The organism is Pseudomonas sp. LjRoot277 (genome assembly GCF_964253845.1).
Classification (GTDB): domain Bacteria; phylum Pseudomonadota; class Gammaproteobacteria; order Pseudomonadales; family Pseudomonadaceae; genus Aquipseudomonas.
The window spans coordinates 856616-879931 of sequence record NZ_CAXURI020000001.1 but is presented as its reverse complement, the minus strand read 5'-3'; the positions used below and the strand labels follow the sequence as shown (position 1 = coordinate 879931).

At 58.4% G+C, this 23316-nt stretch carries 14 protein-coding genes; 4 read left to right on the top strand and 10 right to left on the bottom strand.

What is annotated here, in order from left to right:
• Positions 1-4: 4 nt before the first annotated feature.
• The 10 genes from ACSQ87_RS04185 to ACSQ87_RS04140 all read right to left on the bottom strand — a co-directional run bounded on the left by ACSQ87_RS04185 (position 5) and on the right by ACSQ87_RS04140 (position 17626).
• The gene (locus ACSQ87_RS04185) at positions 5-3034 is read right to left on the bottom strand and encodes an anti-phage-associated DUF1156 domain-containing protein (RefSeq protein WP_436273408.1); all 3030 of its coding nucleotides are present in this window, start codon (positions 3032-3034) and stop codon (positions 5-7) included.
• An 11-nt stretch (positions 3035-3045) separates the two neighbouring features.
• A complete protein-coding gene (locus ACSQ87_RS04180; protein ID WP_436273407.1) occupies positions 3046-3690 on the bottom strand; it encodes an anti-phage-associated DUF3780 domain-containing protein in 645 nt (214 codons plus the stop codon).
• A gap of 2 nt (positions 3691-3692) precedes the next feature.
• On the bottom strand, positions 3693-6812 hold the full coding sequence (locus ACSQ87_RS04175; protein ID WP_436273406.1) for an anti-phage-associated DUF499 domain-containing protein: 3120 nt from the start codon (positions 6810-6812) through the stop codon (positions 3693-3695).
• Positions 6813-6836: 24 nt separating this feature from the next.
• Positions 6837-7016: a hypothetical protein gene (locus ACSQ87_RS04170; RefSeq protein WP_436273405.1), complete on the bottom strand. Its 180-nt coding sequence runs from the start codon at positions 7014-7016 to the stop codon at positions 6837-6839.
• 431 nt (positions 7017-7447) lie between these two features.
• The gene (locus ACSQ87_RS04165; protein WP_436273404.1) at positions 7448-8263 is read right to left on the bottom strand and encodes a YfaP family protein; all 816 of its coding nucleotides are present in this window, start codon (positions 8261-8263) and stop codon (positions 7448-7450) included.
• A 3-nt stretch (positions 8264-8266) separates the two neighbouring features.
• Positions 8267-9886: a DUF2300 domain-containing protein gene (locus ACSQ87_RS04160; protein WP_436273403.1), complete on the bottom strand. Its 1620-nt coding sequence runs from the start codon at positions 9884-9886 to the stop codon at positions 8267-8269.
• Position 9887: 1 nt separating this feature from the next.
• A complete protein-coding gene (locus tag ACSQ87_RS04155; protein WP_436275076.1) occupies positions 9888-14453 on the bottom strand; it encodes an alpha-2-macroglobulin family protein in 4566 nt (1521 codons plus the stop codon).
• Positions 14450-15100: a DUF1175 domain-containing protein gene (locus tag ACSQ87_RS04150; protein ID WP_436273402.1), complete on the bottom strand. Its 651-nt coding sequence runs from the start codon at positions 15098-15100 to the stop codon at positions 14450-14452. The genes ACSQ87_RS04155 and ACSQ87_RS04150 overlap by 4 nt, the downstream gene beginning before the upstream one ends.
• Positions 15085-16797 carry a DUF2138 domain-containing protein gene (locus ACSQ87_RS04145; protein ID WP_436273401.1) on the bottom strand — a complete coding sequence of 571 codons (1713 nt, stop codon included), beginning with the start codon at positions 16795-16797 and terminating at the stop codon, positions 15085-15087. Before ACSQ87_RS04145 ends, ACSQ87_RS04150 begins: the two co-directional genes overlap by 16 nt.
• A gap of 37 nt (positions 16798-16834) precedes the next feature.
• Complete coding sequence (locus ACSQ87_RS04140; protein WP_223432932.1) at positions 16835-17626, bottom strand: YfaP family protein; 792 nt, start codon at positions 17624-17626, stop codon at positions 16835-16837.
• Between the two features lie 520 nt (positions 17627-18146).
• Here ACSQ87_RS04140 and ACSQ87_RS04135 point away from each other — a divergent pair.
• The 4 genes from ACSQ87_RS04135 to ACSQ87_RS04120 all read left to right on the top strand — a co-directional run bounded on the left by ACSQ87_RS04135 (position 18147) and on the right by ACSQ87_RS04120 (position 23316).
• Positions 18147-18389, top strand: coding sequence for an exodeoxyribonuclease VII small subunit (locus ACSQ87_RS04135; protein ID WP_007894317.1), 243 nt, complete (start codon positions 18147-18149; stop codon positions 18387-18389).
• Entirely contained in the window at positions 18386-19273 is an 888-nt protein-coding gene (ispA, locus tag ACSQ87_RS04130) for a (2E,6E)-farnesyl diphosphate synthase (RefSeq protein ID WP_095131404.1), read from the top strand. The genes ACSQ87_RS04135 and ispA overlap by 4 nt, the downstream gene beginning before the upstream one ends.
• 92 nt (positions 19274-19365) lie before the next feature.
• Positions 19366-21264: a 1-deoxy-D-xylulose-5-phosphate synthase gene (gene dxs, locus ACSQ87_RS04125; RefSeq protein WP_436273400.1), complete on the top strand. Its 1899-nt coding sequence runs from the start codon at positions 19366-19368 to the stop codon at positions 21262-21264.
• Positions 21265-21432: 168 nt separating this feature from the next.
• Positions 21433-23316, top strand: coding sequence for a TonB-dependent receptor domain-containing protein (locus ACSQ87_RS04120; protein WP_436273399.1), 1884 nt, complete (start codon positions 21433-21435; stop codon positions 23314-23316).

Below are 23316 nucleotides of genomic sequence, written 5' to 3'. Positions count from 1 at the left end.
TTCCTTATTGATCTAGTGCCCGCTGATTTTGCATCCGTGCCGCAAGTATCTCTGCCCCCGAACGTACCGTTTCATTTCGCGACTTGCGCGACAGGAAGGTAGCGACATCGACTAATTTCAGACGGTTTTCCATGTAATCTGGCAGGTCGGCAGCCAAATTCCTCACTACCGTCTGCGGCTCGACTTCGCTTAGTAGCTGCTGAATGGAGATGATCAGCTGTCCAAGCCAGGTTGGGCCAATCTCGGTGCTGTCGGTTAACTCACGGGAGGTAAACTCATCCACCTGTTTCAGCGCAGCCTTGTTGGCTGCCATGCTACCCATCACCTTGGTGTAATCCTCCACACGGAAGGCCTTGGCGAAGTTCTGATAGTTATCCAGCTTCGATGCACCAACCGACTCCATATCCAGCATGCGTAAGTAGAAGCGTTGCACGCCACTAAGCGACTGCCATGTATCGAGCTGAACACCCTCCGGCACCAACAGGCTATTAGCCGCTTCGGAAGCCTGCTGCACAATCTCGTCCACCACTGTAACCTCGCCCTTGGTACGCGGGCGCAGGGCAAAGGTAGTCACATCCGTCTCACCAATCTTGGTGTAACCGGTCAATATCTTGAGCGCTGCTGCATAACCGGCCATCTGCAGGTCAGCGTCATTAAACACTGGCTCGCCCATACGAGCTTTCACCTCGTCGTTAAGGTGCATCATTTGCTCAATCTGGGAGGCTACTTCATTGCGAACCGCCGGCAGAATTCGTTGCTTGAAGCCGATCTTTTCTCCGTCTGGACGCTTACGCAGCATCAGGATCACGGTCCCCTGTACGTAGCCGCCCTTCTTCAGTTCAGAGGTAGTCTCAGTAGCGATATACCAGGCCGCCACAACCTGTAAGCCCGCCGCCCAGAATATACCCACCATGTCCGACCAAACCTCAGTACTTTGATGGGTGAACATCACACACTGCATGCCATTATTCGGCATGTGCTTGGCCATCGCAGAGTAAGCGTCAATCATGCCCCGGCGGAAATCATCTCCATCGCCCTTGATGGCCAACGCACGACGAGAGTCCCAAGTCCACTCGTTGAACGGTGCGGGAGGATTCTTCCTCAGCCATGCAATGAAGAATTCTGTAATCTCGTGGTAGTTCACTGCATCCGCATACGGGGGGTCAGTGATAAAGATATCCTGAGTTTCACATATGGTATTTGCTGGGGCTAGCTTGACGACTTTCGAAGTGGATATGGATTCACACTTATAGTCTTGAATGAACTCATGCTCGCTAAAGGAACGATTGGCCCAATTTGTTAGCGTATTAAGCGCTTGACTAGAGAAAACATTAGAAGTGAAATCACTTCCACCACCAGAAGAAAACCTGATGATCCACCGAGACAACTTTGAGCAAAAGTCCAAGATCCCGCAAAACTCCGGCGCCAGCACTGAACTATCTATTTCATTACGCAGAGTTGCGAGAGTTAATAGCTCTCGCGGGCCAAACATATGATGCCAATGTGACCAGCCGCGCTCCCTGATGGGTTGGTCGGTGTTATATCCCGACTCAATCTCCATATCTGGAACTAGCCCCTGCTCTTGCCAAGACGAAAGATTATTGGCAACTAAAGTCTCTATCTTTCTTTCACGCGCTAAATCATCTTCGGTAACGCTGGCAAAGTAGGTTGAAGGTCTCGATTCTTTTAATGAGGCCTCAGTGATCCACTGAATGCAATAAAGTCGCTCTTGAAAAATATCACTAACATGAGGTTTGAACTCACCTTTCCCCCAGCGACGAAGTCTGTTTGAGGTCTCGCCATCTCCATTGCGATAATCGCCTCGAATCGTTTTTATTGGCGTCCGGTATTCTTTTCCATCAAGACTATAAACCATGTTGCCATCTTGGACGCTTCCCTTAATCGCGCTTTGTAACTCCGCATCTGAAACGCCGGAAACGATCTCAATATCGAAAGTTTTACTGGCGTGATTAGGGACCATTTTAGCGATAGTCATTTGACGCGGCGAGACAACCCATGTTGTAGAAAGGGGGATCATCCAACCGGTCTCATTACAACGGGTTTCCAAACAATAAAGGTAGGCTTTGGCACGATTCCCTTGGCTGTCTCGCTCTATCGCTAGTGCGTCAATTTTAGCACGCGCCAACTCGATCGTTTTACGCTGTGCCTCCTTGATTTCCGCACTCTTTTCCTGAGAAGCGCCAATGATATTTAATGCTCCCCAAGTGAGCATGCAGGCAATCGGATTCAAATCCGAGGCATAAACATCACACCCCATACGAGCAGCCTCAAATGGAATGCTGCCGCCGCCAGCAAAGGTATCACCAACTTTCGGGCGATGACCGTATCGCAGAATTCCGAGCTGCTCAACAAGTTCGATCATGGAGTGAGCGTTGACGCCGAAGTGCCCGAGGCGCTCGTTGACCTTCAGCCACACAGGTGCAAGTAAAAAGGTCTGATCCACCTCCTCCGGGCGCTTACAAAGTAGTGAGCGCTCCTCGTAAGTCGGAAGGGTAGACAAAGCCTTAGCGTAAATATCTGCCTTAGCGTCATCGCTAATACCACGCTTCCAACTAAGCTTGAGGCCTTTTTCCTCCCCGTAAATGGGAAACATCCAGCTATCCACGTCCTGCTCGTGAAGTTCACTGTCGACCAGAATCTTGTAGCTGAAGTAATCCCATGGATTCGCCAAGGCAATCATCTTAGCTATCTCAGCCGGTTTCAGCGCCGCCTGAGAAACCGCTCGACGACCGAGACCTTGGTAATCGAAAGCCATAAGGGCCTCAAAAAGTTCAAGATCCTGCTCTGCATCGTCGGTCCGAGGCAGCAAGCTACCTAGCACAATTGCTCGCACTAGAATCAATGGCTTACGGCCTTTCCAGTACGAACCCAAAGATGTCAGGGTTTGACCAGGGCCAGCCTTGCGCTCACGTTGTGCCTCGAACGATACCTTCTGCGCCGGGAATACTGTCTCGATCAGGGCCGGCACATCTTTGAGAGCGAAGGGCACCAATTGTGGAGTCATTGCGGTCATTCCGGTAATCCTTAATCGAATAGGCCCAAGGTCGGGCGCTCGGTGTCATGTTTGCGAGCTTTTACTGTATGAGGTTTGAACAGCTCATTTTGAGCCACATCCCCCAGCGCATGACGTAAAGCCAAACGCCAACCTTTGCTACCGTCATTCACGCCGCCAGTACTCATGGCCGTCATACCAAACAACCACCACCGCTCCTCAGGGCGCAAAGCAAGCCAATTACGTACTGCGACCGGAATATTCTCCATCGCCATGCCTTCGACCGCCCACGCAATAACACATAGCTCCTTACCTAGCAGACGATCCACCGGGTTTTCACCCACCTTCCAGGCGCTGACACGCAGGTTGTGCTCCTTAAGGCGAGCATTGAAAGCACGCTGCACCTCGCTGCGGATCGCCGTCCAACGGGAACGCTCCAGTACGACGCGCTCGATGATGCCCGCTTGCTGATCCTGAGCCTGCAGACCAAGGCTCTCGATGATGCTAACGGCTCCAGACGAGTTTTTCGGGACGTCAACAATAAAGTGGTGCGGATCTGTGGTCGCTGGCACACCGAATCCGATCGTTGGGCGCTCCGGTGCCTTGGTTACGCGGGCCGGCTTGATCGGCGAACGGGCCATGTCATATTCCTCGAAAATACTTTGTGCATGGCTCATGATCATTCTTCCTGAATCACATCGCCAGGGCGAAGCTCGATACCGCTGAGCTGGGCGAACTCCTTGGCGGCATAGCCATTTTCGAATACAGCACCACTACTAATCTGCACTGTCACGACTTCCTGATCGTCACCGAGCGCTTTACGCAGGCCGTTGATCGCAGCCTCCAATATTGCGGCAGTCACCTCTCGCTCCTGGAAGCGCACGGTGACCGTGTTTTCTCCCTCACCAATCTGAATCCGAACGCCCTTAAATCTGGTATTCGTGCTGCCTTTGAATTTATTCAGCACTCCAAAAACTTTGTCGGTGCTATCCAGCGAAACCTTCTTAGTTTCCGCCAGTCGTGCCGGCTTACCGTCATCAATCTGCACCTGTTTGTCGCTGGCCGCCGGGATCGGATAATCGGCGTTACGCGATGTTTCCCCAGCGCTGGCATAGACCATCAGTCTGGCCGCCTCTGAGCCAATAGCGAAAGGCTCGACGTACAGCTCACCGTCCTTCGGATTCGATCCATCGAGTGTGTAGCGCATCTCAGCAGCTGGTAAGCAGGACAGGGTAACTATGCGTTTGTCGGCAATGGCCTGCACTTGATGGCGGACACGTAGATCGGCAACCCAACGCTGTGGCTCGCCCGTCAGATGCCGGCCTTCACTGTCGATGGCAAGAAAATAAAGCGTCGCAGCGCTCGTGGTAAAGTTGTCCAAATCCTCGACCCTAGCATCGCTAGCACTGACCTTGGCAGTCGCTGCGTAATGCACTAATGGGCTCTGGCCAGCGTTACGCGGAATGATGGCTAGTGTGGATTCGCCGGTGGACTCATTTAACGTTTGCAGGGTTACGTTTACCGTCGTTTTCTCAGCAGGGAACGGCCCTTTCTCAATATAGCCGTCAGAGCCCTGCCTCCACCGCCCCTGCTTCAGAGCTTCGGCTTTGAGGGTTTCCATACCGCTAGAGCCCGGCATCCAAGCCCAAGCAGCGTTGCTCTTAGCCCGCATTAATACGTCTTTCCAGGGTGTACGACGGTCTATTGCCGGCCACAGGTCGCTCTCAGCCATTGCCCAATAGTCGCCAATCACCTCTGACAGATTGAGGATCAGCTTGTAGTTGGCGCGCGGACTAGCCAGCAATTGCTCGATCTGATGCTCGGCAGAGTTGTTACCCTGCCCCATGCTTAGGCCGTTATCTATAGCAGCCTGCATTAGTTGAGCATTACCGGTCATTTCATCAATGGCAGGAAAGTAAAGACGGTTGTAAGCACCCGATAAAGCTTTATGGAAGCGCTGCTGAGCATCTTCCATACGGTCGCGAGCTTCTTCAAACAGGCTGTCCCCATCCTTCAAGCGCTTACAAATTGCCTCAATGGCATACAAATCACGCAGACGCTCCTCGACCGCATCAGCGAGATAGCTGTCCTGCCCCGACAAGACCATGAAGTTGTTTTTGTCCTGCTGGAACTCGAAAAAGTTGACCAGTTCACTCGGCGGCAGCTTCCCATCCGGCCGTACTACGATCAGAACACGCGGACCACCCAGCTTCAGATCATCAAGCAGAGGCAGTACCTGCACATCTTGGTAAGCCGCCTTACTCACGGGTTGCAGTACGGAAATAAGCTTATTTATCAGCGCCTGGTCTATCTTCGTTTGAGGAATGTCACGCGCATTACGTTCGATTTGGCGAGAGAGGTTTTCCGTTTCTTTGATGAAGAAACGCTCTTCCTCTCGGTGCAGATACCAAGCCTGCTCACGCAATTTTTCCAGAGCCACCTTGAACTCATCTGGTTTGCGGTTGGGTGCAGCAAGGAACTCGATGATTTCGGCTTCCGTCAAGCCAATACGGCCACCGACAGCGCGCGACATAGACGCTGCCAATAGCAGTGATCCAACCTGCTGTGCTGCATCACTACCAATATTAGAGTCGATTTCCTCTGCTATCGCTTGACCACCGTCGGCAATATCGTGAGTCATCGCCGGGCGTAAAGCGTTGGCTATTCGACCCACCTCCTCACGCACGGAATCATCATTGAGTCGCAGGTGCTGAGTGCCTATCAGGTAAACGTCGTCGAGTTCACGCTCATCAACGCTCTTGAGCAGTCGAGCGGCGAACTGCATAAGACCACGAGTCTGTCGAAAGCCCTCGTTTTCCTTGAACAGGGCTACCAGGTGTTTAAACGAGGGATGGAACGGATAGGTTTCGGTGACTTGCTGAGCTACCTGTTCCAGACTTGTCGCTACGATGTAGCCACCATCTGCAGCAGCCTTAATGCGCTGGGCATATTCTTCGGCGACCTCACCAATCACGGACTCATCCGGCAATTCCAAAATCAAGCGTTTTTTAAGGATCTCGTAAATCTCGTTACCTGCCAACTGCACCGGCGTAATGGTGCTTGCTTGGCGACTGGCTTCCTGCTGCAAGTTAGAAATCGCATCAGCAATGGCCTTGGTCTGCGCCACATAGCTGCCAGACAGGTTGGCGATCACCACACAGCAACGCGGCAACTCCAACGCGGCACTCATAAGGCAACTGAGGGTGTACGTTGTCACGGTAGCCAGTGTGCCATCACCAAGTTTGGTGGTACTGGCATTCTCTAGGTACGGCGGCAGTTCATCCAGCATAATCAGTGTTGGCTTGTCGCCGATGATCTTCTTCCAGCCTGCTTGATCAACCGCACGCGGACCATTGATCCAGTACTGCTTAACGGCCTCTTCTTCCCCTAGCTGCGCGGAAATTTCACCCCAGATGTAATTCTCTGGGTTATTCCGACCATTGAATGCAGCAACACGAACTTCACCCATTTCGATTCGGGCTGAAAGGTCAGCAGGAAGGATCTCTTCACGAAGGTGCGGGTGCTTAGCCAGAAGCCCCAGCGCGATCATCATGTGCGTTTTACCGCCCCCCATTGCTTGGGCGAGCTCGAAAACAGCTTGATCGGATTTACCATCGAGACGCAGCATCCCCTCACGAAAAAGCTGCTCCATACCGCTGGTAATGAAATTGCGCGCAAAGAACTCGCGTCCATCGCCAGCATCCGTAATCAAATCCGAAAGGTTCTCTATGCCCTCACTCATCCGGTAGTCTCGAATGATTGGGTTAAAAACGCATGCCTGCTTGACTGTCTTGAGCATCAGCTCAACTCCCTGAATTCGGTCTTAATTGCTATTTGATTCGCTGGGTTGCTTGGTTGGCTGCGTGATGGACAGCTCACGATTCACCTGCTGCAAAAACCATTCACGCATGGTCAGCCCGCGCGCTTTGAGGGCGGCATAGATTTGCTGCTTGTGAGTAGGGTCAACCTCTATCACAACGCGATTACTCGTACCTACGGACATAGATCACCTGGTTGGCAGCTGTAACATCACGTGATGTTACGTGACTTAATGATTGCTTGCTAAGGATCAAAGGGTGCAAGAATGAATCAGACGATCAGAAGGCTCAGGCTTAGCTGCTGTGATCGTCAGCATTAAAAAGAGGCATGCGCGTATCAACTGGAACCCATGTGTCCAGCTTGCTTTTGTAGTTCGAACGAATGCGAGGAATGAGCTAGGGAGTTGACACGCACGACGAGCATGGGGGGACAAATGGGGGGACAGAATAAAATACAAAAAAAATATCTTTTAAAATCAAATACTTAATAATTCAACGAAGCCGCCCACAAGCCGGCTTTTTAATGCCTGCCTTTTGAGTCAGCGTCACCATTCATGCAATTGGTCAGCAACCTGCTGACCAATTTAATAGTCTCAGCACTGCTGAGGCTATTTCCTCACGGATAACTAAACCCCTTAACCAACGTCAACTCCCCCACCGCCCGCATCGGCACCAGAAACGTTTCCATCTTCTCGTTCGGCGTCCCTTCCTCTGTAATCACCGTGACTTGCGCCGTCGTCAGCGGCTGAACTGCCTCCTCCTGCCCCTCATCATCACTGCGATACCCGCCCCCAAAGTAGTTCACATAAACGAGGTATTGGCCTTTGATCGGCGCCGGCATGGCGAAGATTTCCGGCCCATAGCCCGTCGTCACGTCAACATCGAGCGCAGCGCCATTGGGAGCAACGCGGTCGCCGTACCAGATGTGGGCGCCGTCGGGTGTGATGAGGTGCAAGTCGAGGTCGGTGCCGTCACTGTCCCAAGCCAGTAGCACCCGCAACTTCGCCGGAGTGGCCCCGCCGCTGGCGTTCAGGAATTGCGTGCGATGCCGTTGCTGGCCATCGGGGCTGCGGACTTCGACGCTGTTGCTGCCGTTGGGGAATGAGAACGGACGATCAAAGCGACCAGCGGGGTCAATCTTCAGTGGCATGCTGACGCCGTTGACGATCAACCGGCCCGGCTCACCGGACTTGGGCGTCGCGTTGATTTGCCCGGTGATGCGGGCGGTATTGGCTTGACCGACCGGGGTGTTCACCGAAGAGGCCGGGTAGTTAACGATCTGGCGAAAGCTTTCGCCTTCGCCTTCAGGCGCGCCAGTGCGCCAGCCGCCAACGGGGGTGTCGAGTTTGGCGGCGCTTTCGGAGGCGAACGTCGTCGGCCATACGCAAAAGGAGCAGAGGAACAGGAAGACCTGTGGATAACGGAGTTTCATGGCCTATTCCAGCAAGAGGTGGCGGGCGAGCCCTTCGATGTAGGTTTCATCCTGGCCGTTGGGGTGTGCTTCGAAGGCCAGGTGCAGGTATTCGTGGGTCAGGTCGAGGCGGTCTTGCAGCGACAACACACCGCGCACGTAGATGCGCTGGCGTTCGCGGTCGACGTAGGGGCGGCCGAAGGCCAGGCGGCAGACGGCGAAGGTGCTGACTTCGTTGTAGCCAACCTCGCTTTCCAACCGCGGACGCCAGCCGCGGCGTTGGTTCAGCAGCCAGTCCTGCGCGGCGGGGAGTGCTTCGCAGGAAGCGACTGGATTGTCCCAGCGGCTGAGGCTGGCGCGAGGGTAGGCGTGGAGCAGAATGGCGTCGTAGCGTTGGCCAGCGTTGGCTTGTTCGACGGCTTGCTGCCAGGAGAGCTTGTCCGGGCCGGGCTGGTCGGAGTGGTAGGTGACGGTGCTGCCGGCGAGGACCAGGTCGCTGGTCCAGGCGGCGATGTTGCGTGATTCGGCGGTAGCTGGACGTGGCGCGACGCGTTGTCGGCTGCTGCTGTCGTCGATGCTCAGGCAGTTGCCGTTGCGGGTGGCGTTTTGCAGCAGGTACGTGCGGATCGCGATGGCCAGGGCTTTGGCGGCCTCGGCGGGTTCGGATCTGGCTTCGCGCTGGAGGACGCGGGCGACGTACTCTTCGCGGTCCAGACGGGCGATCAGTTTGTCTTTCAGCAAAAACAGTTCGCCGTCGCTGTGGATATCGAGTTGGTTGCCGTTGGTGAATTCGACGCGGTAATCGCCCTGCAAAGGCCCGGATTCAACAACACGATCCCCCGCCAGAACGCGCCCGATGGGATAGCGTGAAAACTGCCCCACCTCGACACATCGTCCCGCCTCCAAAGGCCACTCAACCGGCAGCACAGAAGCCAACGTCCCACCGAAGTTACGCAAGACCATTTGACTGGTCCCACGTCCACCGGCCCAAATCGGCGTACCGTCCGCCATCCACCCGGCAAAACCACCCTGACGCGACGAAGGGTCCTGATCCCCCAACCAACTCCAGGTTTTCACCCGCAACCGGCCACCGAGCTCGCCCACGACATGGCCGTCAGCCGCATTCAACACCACATCCAGCAACACCCGCCGCGCCTGATCCTGCGCCGGCATCACGGCCAGCATTCGCAGCAACTCAGTCACTGACACGCGCGTGGAAGGCTGTAACGAAGCCAAATCCAGTAACCACTCCGGTGCCTGCCGCGCCTGCCAATACGTGCGCCAGTCAGCGCGAGCAATGCCCAGCCGCTGCGGTTCAAAATACAAACCGCAAGACTTCACCAACGCCTGATCGCGCTCAATCTTGCCGCCCGCCGTGCAGCAGTAAACTTCCTCTTTCGACTGACCGCGACATTCGTAAGCCGGCTCATGGGCGCTGGTATCCACCAGCCAGCCGTACACAAACAACTTCCACACACTGCCCAGCGGCGTCTGCACATCAGCAGGCAACGGCTCGCGCGCGATCACCTGAGTCCGGCTCAACGACAGCAACTCACCTTTAAAAGCCAGCCGCAGTGGCTCCTCCTGCGCTGTCGCCAGCGCAGGAATCAGACACAGCCACCACCAGAGCAAACGCCGGGTCATGTCAGTTGACCGTGACCTGGCCGAGCGCCGTTTTTTGCTCTTGCGCCTGATGCTGTGGCGCATAGACCTGAGTGAAACGCACCGGCGGCAGGTTGAACTGGCCTTTCTGCGAGAAGCGCACCAGATGACGCAGACGCAACTCGCCACTCAAGGCGTCGACCGGAATCGCGTAAGCCATTTGTCCCGGCTCGAAACGCGCTTTCTCCAACGCGGACGGTTCGGTCCCTGCCTTGCCCATCAGCTTGATGCCCCACGTGGTGCGCTCGACATCGGCGCCCGGTGGCAGCGGCACTTCGAGCATGCCGTAGCGCAGCGGTTTGGCCGCTTTGCTGGTGATGATCACTTCGTCCAGATACAGGCTGTCGCTGGACAACGGTTTGTTGCCGACCGCCTCCAGTTTGAAGGTGAAGGCTTCGTCGCCCGGCACCAGACGCGACAGGCGACGGGTGATGGTCACGGCCATCGGATCTACCAGCGGTTGCTTGGTCTGGAAGCTCAAAGCCGCTCGCAACGGACGCTCTTGCGCACCGGTCAGCGACAGCACTGCTGGCACTGGCGAAGCCCCCTGCCACGTCCAATAAGTCTCCCCGGTATCACCGTATTTTTTCTTCCAGCCTTCATCCGGTGCCAGTGCGATGGTGGGCGATGCCTGCTCGATGCTGCGCTGCAACCAGGTCAGCGCCAACGCACGTTCCAGGGTCGATTGCTGTGGCAGCAAACGCTGCAACAACGCTACCGCGTGAGCCTGATCAAAGGCTTGCAGCGACAGGTTCAAGGCTTCAGCAAACGGCTGCGAACTGACCGCCAATCGTTGTTGCGCGTCTGGCAATTGACGACTGAATGCGTCCGGCAGAGTCACCTTCGATTGCTTAGCCAACGAGGCTGTCAACGCACGAGCAGCAGCCAGACCGAGCGCCGAATCCGGATCGCTCATGACGATGCTGTCTTCGCCATCGTCCATCAGGTTCGCCGCATTGCCCTCGCCCGCTTTCGCCAGATCATCCATCAAACCGCTGAGCAAGGTATTCACCGGCAATTGCATCTGCTTGGCGAACGACAGAATCAGCGCGCGCTGCAACAGCGGTGTGTTTTTGGCCTGCTTCGAATAAACCTCCAGCACCCGCTGCCAATGCTCCGGCGGCAGGCTCAACTCCAGCACTTTACTGGCGTGCCAGTCGGCGTAGTAAGCGTAAGCCGTGAGGAATGCATCCGGCTCACCGTCCATGCCCCACCAGGTGAAGCTCGCCGAAGGCCCGGCCATTTGCACCAGGCGTAGACGGCTGTTCTGCATGATCAGGCGCAAGCGATCACGGATCTGTGGGTTCGACGACAAGGTCGGATACGCGATGCTCAGCGGCAGCAAACGACTGGCCGTTTGTTCGACGCCGCCGTACGGATAACTCAACAGATCGTCGAGTGCCGAGCGGAACAGCGCTTGTGGACTGTCGTCCAGACGCAGGCGAATATCCGTCGCGTCCGCTGGCAAGGTCAGCGGCGTATCACCGCTGGCCACGTCCAGGCTTTGGCTCTGAGTCACCTGCCAACCTTCGCCGGTCGCGGTCAGCCGCACAGCCAATGCATCAGCCGTTTTGCCGTCCTGCACCAGCTCAGCTGTCCACTCGCCACTGGCCAACGCGAACGCTGGCAGCGCGATGTAGTTGATGCCGTTGTTCAGCGTCACGGGGACGCGTTGTTCGGCGCCAGCGTAATGAATCACCAGCTCAGCCTTGACCGGTTTCTCGGCCTGACTGAAAGCGAACACACCCAGATCAGGTTTGTCGCCTGTGCGGAATTTGGTTGGCCCGCTCCACTTCAGGTACAGCGGTTTTTCCGAGCGTACGAATTGCTTTTTCTGCCCGACCTGACCGTCATCGGCGATGGCCCGGGCGGTGATGCGCCAGCGGGTCAGCGAGTCCGGCATCTTGAAGGTGAAACGGGTTTTGCCGTTGGCGTCGGTGAGCAATTCCGGCTGCCACGCGGCAGTGTCGACGTCTTCACGACGCGGCCGCTCCAGCACTTTCACGCCCCGCTCGCTACGGTTGGCTTTGCCCGGCGCGCCAGGGCTGCCCGGCAATGCCACGTCGTAGCTGATGAACGACAGACTGGCGCTGGTGCGCACGTTGTTGCGGCGCGGGTGGTAGAAAAACTGGTCGATGGTCGGCGCGACTTCCGGTTGCAACGCGTAGACCATTTCGTCCACCACGCTGACCGTCAGGTGCGCGGGAACAGGCTTGCCGGCGAATTGCGTGGTCAAGTCCACCGACACGGTATCGCCCGGCTGATACGACTCTTTGTCGGTGGCGATGGCCACGTCGATTTGCGGCGCGATCACCTTGATGCCGGCGTTCTGGAAGCTGTACTGACCGCCCTTGGTGTAAAGCACCGAGAACGTCAGGTTCGGCGCAAAATTGTCCTTCACCGGGATCCGCGCGCGGTATTGGGTTTCGCTGAGTTTTTCCATCTTCAGCCAGTCGCCGCCCTTGGACAGCAGCGCTGTGGCCTCGACCTTGTCGCGCTCCAACGACAGCAGTGCATCGGTGATCGGTTCAGGGAACGTGATCAATGCGAGGGCTTCGTCGCCGGCCTTGTACTCGGGTTTATCGAGGACGATTTCCACGGTGCCCGGCACGGCTTTGACGCCGTCGCCAGTGACCGAATGCCCGGTGGCACCCACCACGCGGCCATGGTCATCCTTCAACGTCAGGTTGTAAGTCCCCGGACGGTCGAAGGCCAAGGTGAAACCTTTGTCTTTCGCGGCGAGCTTGCCCTCGCCGGTGCTCTGGTCTTCCAGGCGCACCCAACTGTAGCTGCTCGGCGTGACCGCTTTGCTTTGCTCGCTGCCGCCTTCGTTCAAGTAACTGAACACAACCTTGTCGCCCACCGCGCTGAAACGCTGCGGCGCCCGCAGACTGAAACTCGCCGCGCCGCGGTCGATGAGGATTTCCTTGGTGGTCTTGACCCGATACGCCGCGCCATCGCTGGCGAACACGGTGAGCATGTAGCGACTCGGCTTCTCGGCAGCCGGCAGATCCAGCGTCGCGTTGCCCTTGGAATCGGTGGTCAGTTCGGTGCTGGTCAACTCAACCGGGAATTGCCCGAGGTATTGCAGTTCGTTGTCGACCATCGACAGTTGTTGGGCGCGCAGGCTCAGGCTCAACTTGGCGTTGGCCACCGGTTTACCGTCCGGGTACAGCAGCACGAGGCTGCCCTTCACGGGTTCGCCGGTGCGGTAATCCTGCTTGGCCAGGTTCAGGGAAATCTCGAAGTGCGGCTTGATGTATTCGGCGACACGGAAGGCGCTGCTGTAGGCCTGATCCTTGTACCTGAAACGCAGCTCGTAACCGCCGGCCACAGCGTTGTCCGGCAACTGGAACCGACCTTGAGTGCCCGCCTTGGAATCGAGTTTCAACGCCAGTGATTGCAGCGCCGTGCCGGTGGCATCGAGCACGGTGACATTGACGTCAGCTGCCGTCGGCAGCACCGAGTCACGGGCGTTCTTGAACTCACGACCGACGATTTTCAGCGAGACCCAATCCCCCGGCCGGTACAGCGGCCGGTCGGTGAAGGCATAGAGTTTGGTGTCGTAGATTTCGCTGTCGTAATAGAAGTTTTCGGAGACAAACACCCCGCCCTCTTCGTCCTCGCCGATCACGAACGAACGTTCGGGGCTGACGTGTTTCAAACGCAGCAAACCATCGGCATCGGTGGCGCCACTGCTCATCACGCCGAGGCCATCGGTCCACAGCACATTCACCTTCGGCACCGAACTGCCTTGGTGTTTTCGCGCGGCCCACACCAGCAATTCATCACCGGCAATCTTGCTCACGGCCACGGTGTTGGACACGAAGACCATGGTGGTCGCACGGTACTTGCCGATCAGCGCTTCCACCAGGTACAGACCCGGTTTCAGGTTGCCCAAAGGGATGTAAACGTTACCCGGCGCAACGCTGACGAATTCGCTGGAAGAGCCGGCCAGGTTCACGCCTTCCGGCGGCTGGATCGGTTTGGCTTGCCATAGCGGATAGCGGAATTGGCTGACCACCGGCAAGCCCGGAATCAGCGCGAATTGCGGCTGAGCGTCGTAAGGCGTTGGCGCGACCATCGCGGCGCCCATCTTCAGCTCTGGCACTTCCTCGGTGACTTGCTTGCGCGATTCGTAGGAGAACGCTCGCTGCATCACGCGACGGGATTTGCGGTACCAGTTGTCCCACAGGTAAGCGAGGGTGTTCGACAGGCCTTCGCCCTTGAACTGGCCGTCGCTGACCACCCGGTGCAGGTTCTTCTGACGCTTGAGGAAATCCAGCGGTTTGTCGATGCGGTACACGCGAATGTCGGCACCGCCGTAAGGCTCCATGCGGAACCGACGATAATCGCGGCCCGGTGCTTCGAGGCGAACCATCGCCTGTTCGTCGCTGGCAAAACTACTGTCGGCCAGCAGGAAAAAGCTTTCACCGGCTACCGGCGTGTAGCCGCTTGGCTCGACGGTGTCTTCGGCGTTGACCGCCGAAAAAGGCAGCACCAAGACCAACAGCAGAGGCAGTAAACGCAGCATGCGGGCACCGATCATTGGGAGAGAAAGTTCAGTCGATAGACGCCGATGAAGTTGGGGTTGGCTGCGTCGGGTATCCATCGGGTGTCCTTCCATGTCATGAGTTGCTGCAGGCTTGCGGAGCGCATGCCGTTGTCAGTCGGGGTGGTGGTGCCGGTGTGATAGGCGATGTAGCGACCCATCCAGATCATCAGGTGCTGGTCGTCGCCCTGATCGAAAAACATCAGGTCACCGGGCCGGGCTTGCGCCACGTCTCGGCCGACCAGATGGCTGTTGAACTGAATCAGTTTGATCGCGTTGACGTACGGCCCGACCTTGCCGCCGCCCTGCTGCCATTGCTGGGCGAGGCCGCGCTGGGCCTCGCTCAGTTGCAGCTCTGGCGGCAGGTAGCGGTTGGACAGGCCATTGCTGCGCAGCCATTTATCGTCATGGACTTTCAGCGCTTCGTTGGCGGCGAAACGCACCAGGCCCGCGCAGTCCTGCTGATACCAGCGCGGGCTCGGGCCTTGGGTCAGTTGTTCCTGGGCGATGCGCACGAACCAGGCACGAAATACCTGGGATTGCTGCACGTCCAGCGTCGGCGCCTCAGTGGCAAATGCCCGGGTGCCCAGCAGCAACGCCAGCAAGCCGAGGCCTCGGATAAGTGCTGTCACAGGGCTTTCCATTCCAGCGGCAGCCATTGCCAGTGGCCGTCGGGTTCGCTGCCTTCGGGCAAGGTCAGGGCGTACTTGCCATAACCGCCAAGCTTGCGCAGTTTCGGGATCAGGTAGGTTTGCGCGGCGTTGTAGAACACCGGCTCCATGTCCTGCGGCAGGCTGTCGAGGGTTTCCTGTTGCATCAGTTGCGCCATGGAATCCGGGCCGAAGTAGACCGGCATCAGCAGGTCTTTTGGTACCACGTCGGCCATCGGCGGGAAGCGTTTGTCGAGAGTCCCGAGGGCCTTGTCCACCAGCTTGTCGTCGAGGGAGAACAGCAGCGTCGAGCCGTGACGCGCCAGGCTGACTTTCATGAACGCCTTGCCGGTGATCACGTCCGGTTGCTCGGCGTCTTTGGCCTTGTAAGGGCCGAAGTTAGAGCTGACCTGACGCTGCCATTGGCGGGTTGGGCCTTCCTGTTTCTCGACCACCGGGAATGCGTGCTCTTCGACGTTGCCTTCGTAGGCACCGACCATCGAGCTGAACAGGTTGCCCAGGTCGCCGTCGAGTTTGGCGCTGTCATCATCGTTCAGGCTGGCCACCAGCAACGGCGTGTACAACCGCGAATCGGCGTACCAGCACAGGCCGGCGGCACCGGCCATGTGTTCGGTCAGGGCCTGGGCCACAGACTCTTCGGCGCCGAGTTTTACCAGCAATGGTTTTTGCTGCTCGGCGGCGAGCGGCAAGGCGACACAGGCACTGGCGCCCATGGGCATGGCTTGCCAGATCGGTTTGAAATCGAAGTCCGGCTGGTCGTCCAGTTCGTCCATGGCGAGGAAGCTGTGCCAGCCCTTGTCGTCCATGTCGAAGCGCAGGCCGGCGAAGTTCGGGATGAAACGCTGATAACCCATGGCCAGGACGCTGGAGTTCACCGAGAGGCGTTGTTTTACTTCAGGCGCGCGCGGTGGCAGACCAAAGGCTTCGGGGAACAGTTTGTCGCCATTGAGCAACGCGGCGATGGCCTTGGTCGAAACGCTCCCTGGCTCTTCCGATGAGCCGCTTTCCGCATCGTAGAGTTTGGTCGGGTTCGACAGCACCACCAGTTTGTCGCCGTGGGAGGCGAACACCAGGGCTTTGCTGGCGTTGTAGTTGAGTTGATAGAGCGCCACATCGTCAGCGCCGACTTTCACGTCACCGAGCTTGGTCAACTGCGAATCATCCAGCGCGACTTTGGCCAAAGGCTCCAGCACCTTGGCCAGCCCACCGCGATCCATCACCAGCAAAAAGTCTTTCAGGCGACCATCCGCCCCACGCCACAACGCCACGTCTGCCGGTTGATCGAAGAGCTGCTCGATCAAACTGTCCTGCAACTTCAGGTCATGTTCGTAAATAATCCGCCGCAGACTGCCGATCAAGCCGAGGCGATCGGCATGCGCTTCGTAATAGAAGACGAAATCTTCGGTCAGGGTTTCCTTGAGGAACGGCACCGCCAGCAAGTCCTTGGGCAACTGGCTCAAGGAATGGGTTTCGAGCAGACCGTCCGGCCGGCTCATGCCCAGTTTGTCGCTGACCAACGCCGCCGGGGGCGCCTTGGGTTTGTGCATGAACCAGCCCAACCCGGCCGCAACGCCGACCACCAGGCACAGCCCGATCAGGACGGCTGGCCAGCGCCGGGAAGGTTTGGCAGCCGGTGCGTCAGCGGCCGGAGAAACAGTGTTATCGCTCATGTTCACAAAACCCGATGTCATCCGTGGAGCGGGATGCTTAATAGTTGAAAGTCTTGACCAGCAGCAGGTCACCGATGGCCCGCAGGGGCACGATGAAGGTCTCGCGTTTTTCGTCGACGGTGTTTTCGTTGAGCACCAGGTTGATCTGCGAGGTGATCACCTCGTTCTGGTTGCTGGTCTCATCGAAGTTATAGCCGCCACTGCCGAAGTTGCCCCAATAGTTCACGTAAACCAGATAGGTGCCATGCATCGGCGCGGTCATGGTGAACATTTCCGGGCCGGGGCCATCGACGCCGTCCGGATCCAGACCGCCGCCGTTGCTCATCGCCGGGCGAGCCCAGAACGCGTGCTGGCCGTCGGGGGTAATGATGTGCAGGTCGAGTTCGGCTTTCGGGTCATCCCAACCCAGCACCACGCGAATCCGCGCCGGGGTACGCAGGTTGTTGGCTTCATAGAATTGAACGCGCTTGAGCGATTTGCCTTCGGAGCTGCGCACTTCGACGCTGTTGGAGCCGGCGCCAAATGCATACGGCCGGGCGAAACGTCCCTGGTCGTCGGTGTACAGATTCAGCGGATTGCCGTTGACGGCCAGGGTGTGCGGCCCTCGCTGAGTGCCGATGGCCTTGAGTTGGCCCTGGATCATGGTGCGATTGCGCTGCACACCGCGATCAATGGGTGGCGTGGGATAAGCGACTTGAGGATGTTCACTGCGGTCCAGCAGGCCGGAATAACGCCAGCCACCCACCGGTTCCGACACCTCGGCCGAAGGCTCGGCCAACGCCGCGGTCGCGCAGACGAGCCCCATCAGCAATAGAAGAAATGAACGCATGTGACGCCTCCTGCCATGCATAACGAAACCTTGCGCCCGATCCTCGGCGCGTTACAGATCCAAAAACTGCGTTTCGTCAGAAAGACCCATGACTATCGGGTCGTAGAAGGCGCGAAGATTAGCCATTCGGCGGTTTTTTAACAATCGGATACATCTATATTTGCGGCAGGAATCACGGTGATTGTTGGGCGTGAGCCGAATAGCGAGGTTATTCGGCTCATAAAGTGAGCCGAATAATCCCCATCACTTTCAGACGCGACATCCCTTTGTGGCGAGGGAGCTTGCTCCCGCCGGCCGGTCCGCGCTCGGGCGAAGCAGTCGCAAACCGCCGAATATGAGAATTTTAACGAAATGCGGCGTCTGGTTTAGGGACGCTTCGCGCCCCAGCGGGAGCAAGCTCCCTCGCCACAGAAACCGCGTTCGCCCCGAAACACAATGGCCGAAACACCCGGCCCATTTGCCCATAACCCCCATGTCTGCTAGTGTCGCGCCGGTTTAACGTCAACCGGAAATAGCCGCCATGGCCCGCAAAAAAGCTGCACTGGATTTCGAACAATCTCTCGCTGACCTGCAAACGCTGGTGGAGCGTCTGGAGAACGGCGAATTGTCGCTGGAAGACTCGCTGACGGCTTTCGAGCAAGGCATCGGTCTGACCCGCGATTGCCAGGCGGCGCTGGCCCAGGCCGAGCAAAAGGTTCAAGTGCTGCTCGAGCGTGATGGCGAGCTGGCCGAGGAACCCTTCGACGCGGATCAGCCAGAATGATTGCAGCGTATTCGGCGACCAGCCAGGCCCGCGTCAACGCTGCACTGGAAACCCTGTTCAACGCGCCGAGCCCTGAGCTCGCGCGTCTGTACGAGGCCATGCGCTACAGCGTGATGAATGGCGGCAAACGGGTTCGCCCGCTGCTGGCCTACGCCGCGTGCGAAGCGCTGGGCGGCAAGGCCGAGCAAGCCAACGGCGCGGCGTGCGCGGTGGAGCTGATACACGCTTATTCCCTGGTGCATGACGATTTGCCGGCCATGGACGACGACGATCTGCGTCGTGGCCAGCCGACCACTCACAAAAAATTCGATGAAGCCTGCGCGATTCTGGCCGGTGACGGCTTGCAGAGCCTGGCCTTCAGCGCCCTGCTCGACCCTCGCCTGAGCAACTCTGACGCTGAAATCCGCCTGCAAATGGTCAGCGCTCTCGCATTGGCCGCGGGCCCGGCCGGCATGGTCGGCGGTCAGGCCATCGACCTCGGTTCGGTCGGTCTGAAGCTCGATCAAAAGGCCCTCGAATACATGCACCGGCACAAGACCGGCGCGCTGATCGAGGTCAGCGTCAAACTCGGCGCCCTGGCCAGTGGTCGTGCCGAGAAAGACGAACTGAAGTCTTTGCAGACTTATGCACAGGCCATCGGCCTGGCGTTCCAGGTGCAGGACGACATTCTCGACGTCGAAAGCGATACCGAAACCCTCGGCAAACGCCAAGGCGCCGACATCGCACGCGACAAGCCAACCTACCCGGCCCTGCTCGGTCTCGACGCTGCCAAGGCCTACGCCCTGGAACTGCGCGATCAAGCCTTGCACGCGCTGCGACCGTTTGACGCGGCGGCCGAGCCGTTGCGCGACCTGGCCCGCTACATCGTCGACCGGCGCAGCTGACGGCGTATCCGCCAAGTTAAAACCAACGCGTGGGCAGGGGGCGATGCATCAGGTAAACTGCCGCATCTTTTATACCTATAACGATTCGCCTGATGCCCACGACGTTTCATGAGATTCCCCGCAAGCGCCCGACCACGCCCCTGCTCGACCGTGCCAACACGCCGGACGGCCTGCGCCGGTTAGGCGAAGCCGAGCTGGAAACCCTGGCCGATGAGTTGCGCCTGGAATTGCTCTATACGGTCGGTCAGACCGGCGGGCATTTCGGTGCCGGCCTGGGCGTCATCGAATTGACCATCGCGTTGCATTACGTCTTCGACACCCCGGACGACCGGCTGGTGTGGGACGTGGGTCATCAGGCCTATCCGCACAAGATCCTCACCGGCCGTCGCGGGCGCATGGGCACCCTGCGCCAGAAGGACGGCGTCGCGGCCTTCCCGCGTCGCTCCGAGAGCGAGTACGACACCTTTGGCGTCGGCCACTCCAGCACGTCGATCAGCGCAGCGCTGGGCATGGCCATTGCCGCCCGCCTGCAGAACAGTGATCGCAAGGCGATCGCCGTGATCGGCGATGGCGCACTGACCGCCGGCATGGCCTTCGAGGCGCTGAACCATGCGCCGGAAGTGGACGCCAACATGCTGGTGATCCTCAACGACAACGACATGTCGATCTCGCGCAACGTTGGCGGGCTGTCGAATTATCTGGCGAAGATCCTTTCCAGCCGCACTTACGCAAGCATGCGTGAAGGCAGCAAAAAGGTCCTGTCGCGCCTGCCCGGCGCTTGGGAAATCGCCCGTCGCACCGAAGAATACGCCAAAGGCATGCTGGTTCCCGGCACGCTGTTTGAAGAGCTGGGCTGGAACTACATCGGCCCGATCGATGGCCACGACCTGCCGACCCTGATCGCCACCTTGCGCAACATGCGCGATCTGAAAGGCCCGCAGTTCCTGCACGTCGTCACCAAGAAAGGCAAAGGCTTCGCCCCGGCGGAAGTCGACCCGATCGGTTACCACGCGATCACCAAACTTGAACCGCTGGACGCTCCGGCCGCCGCGCCGAAGAAAGCTGGCGGGCCGAAGTATTCCGGTGTGTTCGGTGAATGGCTGTGCGACATGGCCGCGTCTGATCCGCGTTTGGTGGGCATCACTCCCGCGATGAAAGAAGGCTCCGATCTGGTGGCCTTCAGCGAGCGTTTCCCGCTGCGCTATTTCGATGTGGCGATTGCCGAACAACACGCCGTGACCCTCGCTGCCGGCATGGCCTGCGAAGGCGCGAAACCGGTGGTGGCGATTTATTCGACGTTCCTGCAACGTGGCTACGACCAATTGATTCATGACGTCGCGGTGCAAAACCTCGACGTGCTGTTCGCCATCGACCGCGCGGGCCTGGTGGGCGAAGACGGCCCGACTCACGCGGGTAGCTTCGATCTGTCGTTCCTGCGCTGCATCCCCGGCATGCTGGTGATGACCCCGAGCGACGAAAACGAACTGCGCAAAATGCTCACCACCGGCCACCTGTTCAACGGCCCGGCGGCGGTGCGTTATCCGCGCGGCTCTGGCCCGAACGCGACGATCGAGAAAGACCTCGAACCGATCGAAATCGGCAAGGGTGTGGTTCGTCGTCAGGGCAGCAAAGTCGCCCTGCTGGTGTTCGGCGTACAACTGGCCGAGGCGCTGAAAGTCGCCGAGACGCTGGATGCCACCGTGGTCGACATGCGTTTCGTCAAACCGCTCGATGAAGCACTGGTTCGCGATATCGCCAGCAGCCACGAGCTGCTGGTGACCATCGAAGAGAACGCGATCATGGGCGGTGCCGGTGGCGCCGTCAGCGAGTTTCTCGCCCGCGAAAACATCCTCAAGTCGATGCTGCACCTGGGCTTGCCGGACAGTTACGTCGAGCACGCCAAGCCTGCGCAAATGCTGGCCGAGTGCGGGTTGGATGAGGCCGGGATCGAGGCTTCGGTGCGTGAGCGCCTGCAACTGCTGAGCATCTAAATCTCAGACTTATGCAAAACCCCTTGTGGGAGCGGGCTTGCTCGCGAATGCGGTGTGTCAGTCGGCATCAATGTTGACTGACACACCGCATTCGCGAGCAAGTCGGATCGCCGCACCGCCGCTCCCACATTTGATTTGTGTTCGCTCTAACGCGTCGATGGATTACCGATGAAACTCTCCCCTTTTGCCCTGACGCTGACCCTGCTGCCGGCCGGCCAACTGCTGGCCGAAACCTTCGAACGCGACCAGGCCCTGAAACTTCCCGACGTGCTGATCAGCGCCAACCGTCAGGTCGAAGCGCGCAATGACAGCAGCGCCGCCAACACCGTGTTCACCCGCGAAGACATTGATCGTCTGCAACCGAGCAGCGTGACTGACTTGCTGCGTCGTGTGCCGGGTGTGCAGGTCGGGCAAACCGGCGGGCGCGGGAGTCTGCCGGGGATTTACATTCGCGGCACCAAGTCGGCCCAAAGCCTGGTGCTGGTCGACGGCCAGCGCATCGGCAACTCCACCTCGGGCGACAGCAACCTGCAACACATCAACATCGAACAGGTCGAGCGCGTGGAAGTGTTGCGCGGTTCCCGCTCGGTGATTTATGGCAGCGATGCGATTGGCGGGGTGATCCAGATCTTCACTCGTCGCGGCGACGAGCAAGGCCTGCAACCGCGAATGCACGTGGGCTTTGGCAGCAACCAGACCTGGGAACGCAGCCTCGGGCTGTCCGGCGGCGACGAGCAGACCCGATTCAACCTCGGCGCCAGCCTCGATGAGACCGCCGGGATCAATCGCACCCATGAGTCGTACCCGAGCGATGGCGATCACGATGAGTATCGCAACAAATCGTTGAGTCTGAGCCTGAGTCACGTACTCAACGATGACATCGAAATCGGCGCCAACCTGCTGGATAACCGTGGCAAAAGCGCATTCGACAACCCTTTCGGCCGCTTCGATAGCACCACTTTCGAATCGGTCCAGCAGCAGCCTTACAACGAGTTCACCGTGAGCAGCATCAGCAGCTACGTCGATGCGCGAATCAATGACCTGTGGAAAACCCGCGTCGAATTCGGCCACAGCGAAAACCGCGAGAAGACTTTGGACAAGCTCAGCGACGAACGCAGTGTGTTCAACACGTATCGCGACTCGGTGAACTGGCAGAACGACCTGACCCTCGATGAGCGCAACAGCCTGATCCTCGGCGGCGACTGGTACGAAGACCGGATCAACAGCAGCACGCCATTCGACGAGGACAGCCGCTGGAACCGTGCCGCGTTCATTCAGCATCATTACCAGGCGGACAGCTTCTCCACCGAACTGGGTCTGCGCCGGGATCAGAACCAGCAGTTCGGCGGCCAGAACAGCTGGAGCGGCACCTTCACCCTGCCGCTGAATCCGGACAACGATGTGCTGCTGACCTACAGCGAAGGCTTCCGCGCGCCGACGTTCAATGACCTGTATTACCCCGATTTCAGTAATCCCGATCTGAAACCCGAGACGTCGAAAAGCTATGAGCTGCAATGGCGCAGTCAACTGACCGACACCGCTCGCCTGGAAGCTTCTCTGTACCGGACGGACCTGGAAGACGCGATTATTTTCGGCAGCAACTCACGGCCGCAGAACGTCGCCTCGGCACGCATCAATGGTTTCGAAGCGGCATTGAAACAGGAACTGCTCGGCTGGCAGAGCAATCTCGGCGTAGCGATCATCGACCCGCGCGATCGTGACAGTGGGCACACCCTGGCTCGGCGCGCGCGGCGGACCTTGAGCCTGGATCTGGATCGACAGTTTGACCAACTAGGGCTCGGCGCCAGCTGGCAAGCGGTGAGCAGCAGCTATGACGATGAGAACAATCAGCAGCCATTGGGCGGGTACGCGTTGCTGGGGTTGCGCAGCAGCTGGGAATTGAATCGTGAGATCAAGCTTGAGCTGAAGGTCGATAACTTGCTGGACAAGGGTTATAGCCGGGCGCTGTACAGCCATGATGGCAGTCAGTATGGGTATCGTGAAGAAGGTCGGGCGTGGATGTTTGGGGTGACGTGGACGCCGGAACTCTGA